This is a genomic window from Niallia sp. Marseille-Q9988, from assembly GCF_976954375.1.
Window position 1 is genome coordinate 187973 of record NZ_CDRJSZ010000010.1, and the last position, 7934, is coordinate 195906.

A 7934-nucleotide genomic window follows, 5' to 3' on the forward strand; every position below is an offset into this window, starting at 1 on the left:
ATAGGCAGTGGTGCCATCTTCTACTAGACTCCTGCTTTATAGTTATAAAGAGGTGATGCGTTTGAAAGGAAGTGGGGGAAATGGTTGTATTGATTCTAAATTCTTGAAGCAAAGGAGCGAAGGAATAGTTAAGAGGGCGTTAAATAGTTGGTGAAGAAAGGACGATTCTTGTAAAGATGTTGACCTCACAAGAACCGTCCCATTACTACCCTAATGATTATTCTCTAATTTAACAAGCTGATCGATTATATTTGCTTGCTCGTCCTTGGCTGTTTCATCCGAGATAATTTCTTCTTTAAGAAGCTTTTCAATCGCTTCATATTGGGCGTACAATGATTGCTTTTCTAATAATATGTGCTGTTGTTCCTTGAGAGAAGGAGTTTTCTGATAGAATTTCTCCATTTCTAGCTCTAATTCCCTTTGTTCTTTTGAAAGTTGTTCCATTCTTTCTTTAAGTACAGTACCTGTAATGATAGCATTATGTTTACTTTCGGTTAGCTCTTGGATGGAAGCCTTTAAACGAAAGTTCTTTGAAATTAATACTTCATATTCTTTATAACCTTCCTCTTTTTTATTGACGCCTAATAAGGATAAGAATGGTTTAATGGAAAGTCCTTGCACTAATAAAGAGAAAAGAACAATACTAAAAGCCACTAATAAGATATCTTCTCGCCCCTCGAAATCTCTAGGTAGGCTTAAGACAAGTGCAATAGAGAGGGAGCCTTTTAATCCGCCCCAATTAATTACGTGCTTCCAAGAGGTTGGAAAGTTCTTCATAAAAGCAAGACTAATGTATACAGCTAGGCTTCTTCCAATTAGTACAATCAGAATCGCGAAAAGGATTAATCCCCATTTATCTTCAAGATCGATATTGGTGATTTCTAGTCCAACCATTAAAAATACAAGTGAATTTGCTAGTAAGGCAGCAACATCCCAAAAGTTATTGATATTTAGCTTGGTAGTGGGACTCATTCCAATTTTTGCTCCATAGTTTCCAAAAATGATGGCTGCTATAACGACAGCAATTACGCCAGATGCGTGAATACTTTCTGCAAGTAAAAAGGAGCTGTAAAATAAAATAATACTAAAAATAATTTCGAGTGGATAATCATCAAAGTATTGTGTTAGCTTGGAAAAACCATAGCCAAGCACTCCCCCAACAATTAAACCAAGGGTAATAACCTTCACAAACTGCCATATTCCATTACCTAATCCTGCTATTCCTAAATCTAGATAATCTAATAAGTAGAAAGCAGATATATTAAAAAGGACAACAGCTAGTCCATCGTTAAACAGACTTTCTCCTTCCACGACAATGGACAGTCTTTTTTTGACACCGACCGTTTTAAAGATGGATAAAACACTAACTGGATCGGTCGCGCTCATTAAAGCAGCAAACACAAATGCTGCAGGAATTGTAAAGCCTAGCAGCCATACAGAAGAAAAACCAACAATGATAAAAGACAATAAGGTGCCTCCAAAAGCAAGTAGAAGTATTGGCTTCTTATTTTCTATCAGGTGAGCGTACGACAGCTTTAGCGAAGCTTCCCCTAATAAAGCGGGTAAAAATAAAGTGATAATGACAAAGTTAAAGATTTCTCCTTCGGTTATAAATGTCTTTACTGGATCCAATATAGGAATATTACTTAACCCAATAATGGCTCCAACTAATACTAAGGCAATTGGATATGGCTGCTTTACTTTTTTGGCAATAGCAGTAATTCCAGCTGCAATCATCACTAAGATCAGACTAAGCTCAAACACATAATGCAAATCTAAGTCCTGCATGTAAATAACGCCTTCTTTCCTAAACAAGTCATTTTAAGAAAAACATATCAGTACAAGAATAACGAAGTATGAAGGAATTTACAAATTAGGGAATATGGGGGTCCTTTGGTGGCATTTTTGTCTAGTTGGGGGACTCGTCCCCCAACTAGACAAAAAGGATATTTATTCTCCCACAAACATTTTACTCATACAATAAGGAAACGGTGGGAAGCAGAGAGAAGATTCTATTGCTTCCTTTGTTTTAATCAATTTCCCTTGAAAATTGGTAGCTTTTCTAAGTAGATGATATCGTCTCTTTCAGCTGCGGCTCCTTCTGCTAGAATCGCTGCCTTAGCAGTAACGATTCCCCCTGCCTTGCTAACAAGTTCTTCGAGTACTCGCATAGATTCTCCTGTACTAATGACGTCATCAATTAGGGCAATCTGCTTTCCTTTAATTTTGGCTGCGTCTTTACCATCCAGACAGAGTAATTGTTCCTTTTGAGTCGTAATGGAAACTACTTGATTGATTAGTGGTTCATTCATATATGGTTTCACATTTTTTCGGGCAACGATGTATTCATTCATTTCTAATTGTTTAGCTAATTCATATACAAGTGGGATTCCTTTTGCTTCTGCTGTAACTAAATAGTCTACTCCATTCAAATGTTCTGCTAGTAAAGGAGCGGAAGCAGCAACTATTTCTGTGTCTCCTAAGATTACAAAGCTTGCAATCTTTAATTCCTTAGAAATAGGGATTATAGGTAATTCTCTTTTTACTCCTGCGACTCTTAGTGTATAAGTTTCCAATTAATAAAACCCTCCTATTCTTTTAAACTCCAAAGATTCCTAGTAGAAATTCCATAACAACTCCAGCTAATAGTCCGAAAAATGGATCAGCGATAGCTGTAACAATTATGGTTACAGCAGCAACGATAGGAGAACCAGCTTCAGTGCCAGTTAGTGCAGCAGTCGCGTTTCCTGGTAATGTCACGATTGCTCCTAAAACGAATAGAAAGCCGGCAATTGAAGAACTAGGTACATACTTTCCGATTTTTGGTAAGAGTTTAAAGAGTAAGATAGCTGCCATTATTGCCATTGTTAAAACGCCTGCCCAAACGGCATGTGGGGCAGATGCTGTGGCTGAAATAATTACTTCGACTGGTCCTCCGCCAAACAGGGAAGAAGCCATGTCAGCTAAACTACTTATGATTGTAAGAGTATCAATATTTACACTTTCTCCAGCGATTTCTCCATTGATTTTACCAAAGGCAATATTTGCCCCAATGTTTAAACAAACAAGAGCTAATGCCCCACGAATAACCGAAGAATTCACAATGAATTTTTGAAGCTTAAATTTATCTTCTAATATGTTTTTTGTGACAGTGACACCCTCTTTTTTCGTGAAATGATAGACAATGCTAGAAAGTATGACAGAAATAGTGATTGTATACACTAAGTCCTTTGTAATAATATAGGTCAGTAAAGCACTTGCAAAAGAAGTTATGCCAATGATTCGATCATTTTTTGCCATATCCCACGCAACCTTCGCAAGCATGAAACCAACACCTGCCATCATTCCATTTGTAATAACAGGACCAATCCAGGTAACAATCTGCTCCATCAATCCAAAGATACTAATGATAACTAATAAAAGAGCACCAAAAAAGATCGAAGAAAGTCGTTCTCTCATATTTTTACCCATTGTTCCTGCAACGGCGATTGTTTCGGCTTGAAAGGAAATAACAGCCACATTACTTGTTAAGCTATTCCCAACAGCCCCCACAAAAAATGCTAATGCAGTTGGTACAGATGCGAATCCAAAGGAAAGTGCCAGTAATCCTTGTGGCAATCCATTTAATACAACACTTAATGCCGCAAGTATGTCTTTAAGTATATCTTCCATTTTCCTTCTCCTTTTCTATTTCCCGCTTGTTGCCTCCTATAGAAAAAAACCGTTCAGCAGAAAAAGAACGGTTTCTAGAAAAAAGAAATTTTCCGTCCATAGTAGAGTGATTTACGGCCACTCTGTAGAGACTTCCAGACCATATTACCGGAATTATAAGGGGGTATTTGTCGTATAATGTCATCATTATAGCGTATAATATTCGGATTTTAAATATAAAATTCGGAAAATTATAAAATGATTTGTTTATTTAAGAGTAAAATGCTGATAAGTAGGATGCTTTTTGATATGGAAACAAGAAGTGCAAAGTTCATCATCTGGGTACATAATAGCCACTAGTAGGATAGATATATTTTACAAGATAAATGTAACGTGTTATAAGTAAATCAAACTATTATGTAGTGGACAAAAGTATACTCAAGGGTTGGTGGATAGATTGGAAGGAATCGATGATATTGATTTAAAAATTATCTCTTTTTTACAAGAAGATGGAAGAATCACTTTTAAAGAAATTGCACAGAATATCCTCTTGAGGAAGCAAAAGAACCGTCCCGATTTGTTGGGGCGGCTATTTTTTTACAGAGGGATTTAATGATAGAGAGAAAATACGTAAGATTATTTAACATATTAAAAGATAATATTCTCTTTATTCGGTATGATTCGAAATACAACAGAATGAAAAGGGTGAGATAAAATGTTCAAAAAACTAGAAAACCTATCCACATTCAATCAAGTAAACTTACTGACTACTTCTCTCGTAAACATTCTAAGTATTAATGGAACAGTGGGAGAGGTTGAGATTGCCAATAAGATAGAGGAAATTCTTCATAGTTTTCCTTATTTTAAAGACTGTCCTGAAATGATATGGACACAGCCTTTGCCTAATGATGGAATTGGCAGAAAGAATGTTTTTGCAAGGATAAAAGGCAATGGTGCATCCAAGAAGACTGTCATTTATCATGCTCATTTAGATACAGTAGGAACAGATGATTATGGGAAAATTCAAGAACTAGCAAATATGCCAGAGCGCTTGCTAGAATTTTTCAAAAGCTGGGAGGGAAATAAAGAGATTCAAGAACAAGCGCATTCAGGTGATTGGATGTTTGGACGTGGAGCGCTTGATATGAAGAGTGGGATTGCTGTTCATCTAGCGAATATTCTTTATCTGAGTGAGCATCGTGATAAATGGGATGGAGAGATTATCTTTATGGTCAATCCAGTGGAAGAAAATCAGCATACTGGAGTAATTGCTGCTGTTGATGAGCTACTGCGACTTCGTAAAGAGGAACAGCTGGATTATATTGTAGCAATCAATACTGATTACATAACTTCTCTTTTTCCAGGGGATGAGCAGAAATATATTTATACGGGAGCAGTTGGCAAGCTACTTCCTTGCTTTTACGTATATGGGAGAGAAACGCATGTTGGAAGAACGCTAGATGGGTTAGATCCAACGCTTGTAACCTCTGAATTAAACCGTCTTATCAATAATAATATGGAATTGATCGAACAGGTAGAAGGAGAGCTGATGACACCGCCGTCTGTTTTATATCACCGGGATACGAAAGACTTTTATAATGTGCAAACAGCGGTAACGAGTCATATTTATTTTAATTTAATGGTATTAGAGGATAGTCCACAAGTAGTAGTTGAGAAATTAAGAAGGATTGCGAATAAGGCAGCGAGAACGACGGAAACTTATTATCAGAAGCAGTATCAATTGTATGCCTTACGTAATCATTTTCCTGAGGAAATGCCGAAATGGGAAATGGAAGTTTATACATTTGAAGAGTATTGCGAGAAGCTTCGAAAGCAAGGAGTGGATGTGGAGGGAATAGCGGAACAAATGGAAGCTGCCTATAAAGAGGAAGACCCACGGGAGGTTTGTTTTCAAATAGTAGATTCCCTAAGGCAGCAAGATGCTACTGGAGTTCCTTGTATTATTATCTTTTTTGCTCCACCTTATTGTCCCCATCATTATTTAATAGGAGAAAGTAAGCGGGATAAACGCGTAATAGGCGTTATCGATGAAGTGGTAGGAAAATGGGAATCTGGTTCAGTCGAACAATTTTCTATCAAAAGATTTTTCCCCTATCTATCAGACAGTAGCTATTTATCCCTTCATGACACAGAAGAAGAAATAGAATCCCTTATTCATAATTTTCCTGAATGGAAGAGTATTTACCCAGTCCCGGTTGATAAGATAAGGGAGCTGAATGTTCCAGCTATTAATATTGGCGTATATGGGATGGATGCTCACCGGTGGACAGAGAGAGTTTATAAGCCATACTCGTTTGAAACGTTGCCGCATTTGATTAGGGATTTAACGGTTTGTTGGTTAGGGAAGTAGTCATATATTGTTATGGAAAAAAGGAGACGGAGATCCTATTTAAGAAGTTCTTTAAATGGTATATTACCATTATAAATCAATAGGAAATAATAGAATTATTTAAAAACTTCTATTAAAAGATACATCAAACATTACATGCATAGATAATATAAAAGACGGAACGCGCTTGCAGAAGAAATGTTATGGAAAGAGTTCAAAGAAATGGATACTGATCCTTGGATTTCATGGGTAATCAATCAAATAATAGCAACACATGGTACCATGCGAATTAATGAATTAGCCCAAGATGTAGTTCTTAGCAGAAGGCAATTTGGACGAAAATTTACGGAGAGAATCGGCGTTTCCCCTAAGGCATTCTCACAAATTGTCCAATTTCAATATGCTCTAGAATTGGCGAATACAACAAATAAATTGGTAGATATAGCTTTTGAAGCTGGATATACTGACCAATCACACTTTATAAAAGAATTTCGAAAGCATACAGCCTCCATACCGAGTGATTTTTTTCTCTTCATAAAGATAATGTCCCATTTTTACAAGAATAAGAAGTATGTTCAAGGTTAAAATGATGATACACATTGAAAGGAAATACAATTATTAGTGGAGGTATTATGTATGAATGACAAAATAACAGAAAACGAGTTCCAAGAAATTATTCAGAGAAGAAGTAACGGTGTAATAGATTTTGCTCCATTCTAGATGAATTGTCCCAAAGAGGAATTAATGAATACGAAATCGAAGTTGCAACAGGGCAAGCCACCTATAAAGGAGTATACAAGGAATTTAAAACAGATTCCCAGGTAAACTTGGTAGTTTCAGATAATTTTAATAGAAAGAAGGTACTTGCGGCCATTGCTAACATCTCACTCCCTTTCTTAGCTTTCTTGCAAGAGATTGCTGAAGCAGGAATTGTCAGCTATCGTGTACTCATACAAGAAAAAAAGGTCCTATACCTTGGAGCAAGAGGAGAAGAAATAGAAGAACAGCTTAAAATATAAAAATTTAAAATAAGGTGCTAAGTGATGGACGTAACAAATAATTATGTAGAGGAACTTGTTAAACTATATACACAACATATGGATAGGGATTATGCGGAATGGTCGGAGAATTATTTGCGGAACCAATTTGCCTTTTTAGGGATTCGAACACCAATACGCCGAAAACTGACGAAACAGTTCTTTCGTGAATATGGAGTCCCAACAAAAGAAAAATTAAAAGATATTATTTTTATATTGTGGGAACGATCAGAAAGAGAGTATCAAAAAGCAGCTCTTGATATTCTTGAAAAAGTAAAAAAAGAGCTTACCCCAGATGATATACCATGGTTAAGTTCTTTATTAGTGAAAAAATCATGGTGGGATACGGTGGATGTGCTTTCTCCACATATAATGGGTAATCTGTTCACAATCTATCCAGAACTAATAGCTCAATATGCAGATCAATGGATTGTAGATGATAATTTTTGGTTACAAAGATCCGCATTGCTATATCAACTTTACTATAAGAAGAGAACAGATGAAAAACGTTTGTTTCAATATATTCTTACTACAGCTGATAGTGACGAATTTTTTGTCCAGAAAGCAATAGGATGGGTACTGCGAGAATATGCAAAAACGAATCCTGTAGCTGTGAGAGATTTCGTTTCTTTCAACGATTTAAAGCCACTTAGTCGACGAGAGGCTTTAAAAAATCTGTGAATGATAGTTCTGTAAAGGTTGTTAAATAGCCTTTTAATTAAGAGGCTGGGACATAAACATTTCAGCCAACAATAAATACGAACGATTATGCGGTAAGTTTACATGATCGTTCGTATTTATATTTTAGAAAAAGGTTTAAAAATGAAGTGAAATGGAGCGGAGGACGGTCGACTCCTGCGGGAAATAGAGGAAAGGCTGAGACCCCGCAGCGCAGC

8 protein-coding genes and 1 riboswitch are annotated in these 7934 nt (G+C 36.5%); of the genes, 5 read left to right on the forward strand and 3 right to left on the reverse strand.

Annotated features, from left to right (window positions below; genetic code table 11):
• Positions 1-210: 210 nt before the first annotated feature.
• The 3 genes from ACWNMZ_RS18595 to ACWNMZ_RS18605 form a co-directional block, all read right to left on the reverse strand.
• Positions 211-1788 carry a cation:proton antiporter gene (locus ACWNMZ_RS18595; protein WP_251629062.1) on the reverse strand — a complete coding sequence of 526 codons (1578 nt, stop codon included), beginning with the start codon at positions 1786-1788 and terminating at the stop codon, positions 211-213.
• 245 nt (positions 1789-2033) lie between these two features.
• Positions 2034-2576 carry a phosphoribosyltransferase family protein gene (locus tag ACWNMZ_RS18600; RefSeq protein WP_449598770.1) on the reverse strand — a complete coding sequence of 181 codons (543 nt, stop codon included), beginning with the start codon at positions 2574-2576 and terminating at the stop codon, positions 2034-2036.
• Between the two features lie 22 nt (positions 2577-2598).
• Entirely contained in the window at positions 2599-3672 is a 1074-nt protein-coding gene (locus ACWNMZ_RS18605; RefSeq protein ID WP_031538616.1) for a solute carrier family 23 protein, read from the reverse strand.
• Between the two features lie 79 nt (positions 3673-3751).
• A riboswitch (purine riboswitch) is annotated at positions 3752-3853 on the reverse strand.
• A 255-nt stretch (positions 3854-4108) separates the two neighbouring features.
• Between ACWNMZ_RS18605 and ACWNMZ_RS18610 the strand changes: the two genes are divergently transcribed.
• From ACWNMZ_RS18610 to ACWNMZ_RS18630, 5 genes are all read left to right on the forward strand, one after another.
• Entirely contained in the window at positions 4109-4264 is a 156-nt protein-coding gene (locus ACWNMZ_RS18610) for an AsnC family transcriptional regulator (RefSeq protein WP_160314240.1), read from the forward strand.
• A gap of 102 nt (positions 4265-4366) precedes the next feature.
• The gene (locus ACWNMZ_RS18615) at positions 4367-6022 is read left to right on the forward strand and encodes a M20/M25/M40 family metallo-hydrolase (RefSeq protein WP_235251920.1); all 1656 of its coding nucleotides are present in this window, start codon (positions 4367-4369) and stop codon (positions 6020-6022) included.
• 177 nt (positions 6023-6199) lie between these two features.
• Positions 6200-6586, forward strand: a complete 387-nt coding sequence (locus ACWNMZ_RS18620) for a helix-turn-helix domain-containing protein (RefSeq protein ID WP_081836678.1) — start codon at positions 6200-6202, stop codon at positions 6584-6586.
• A gap of 128 nt (positions 6587-6714) precedes the next feature.
• Positions 6715-7020, forward strand: a complete 306-nt coding sequence (locus ACWNMZ_RS18625) for a DUF1398 family protein (RefSeq protein WP_311298456.1) — start codon at positions 6715-6717, stop codon at positions 7018-7020.
• A gap of 24 nt (positions 7021-7044) precedes the next feature.
• On the forward strand, positions 7045-7719 hold the full coding sequence (locus ACWNMZ_RS18630) for a DNA alkylation repair protein (protein ID WP_449598771.1): 675 nt from the start codon (positions 7045-7047) through the stop codon (positions 7717-7719).
• The last annotated feature ends 215 nt before the right edge of the window (positions 7720-7934 follow it).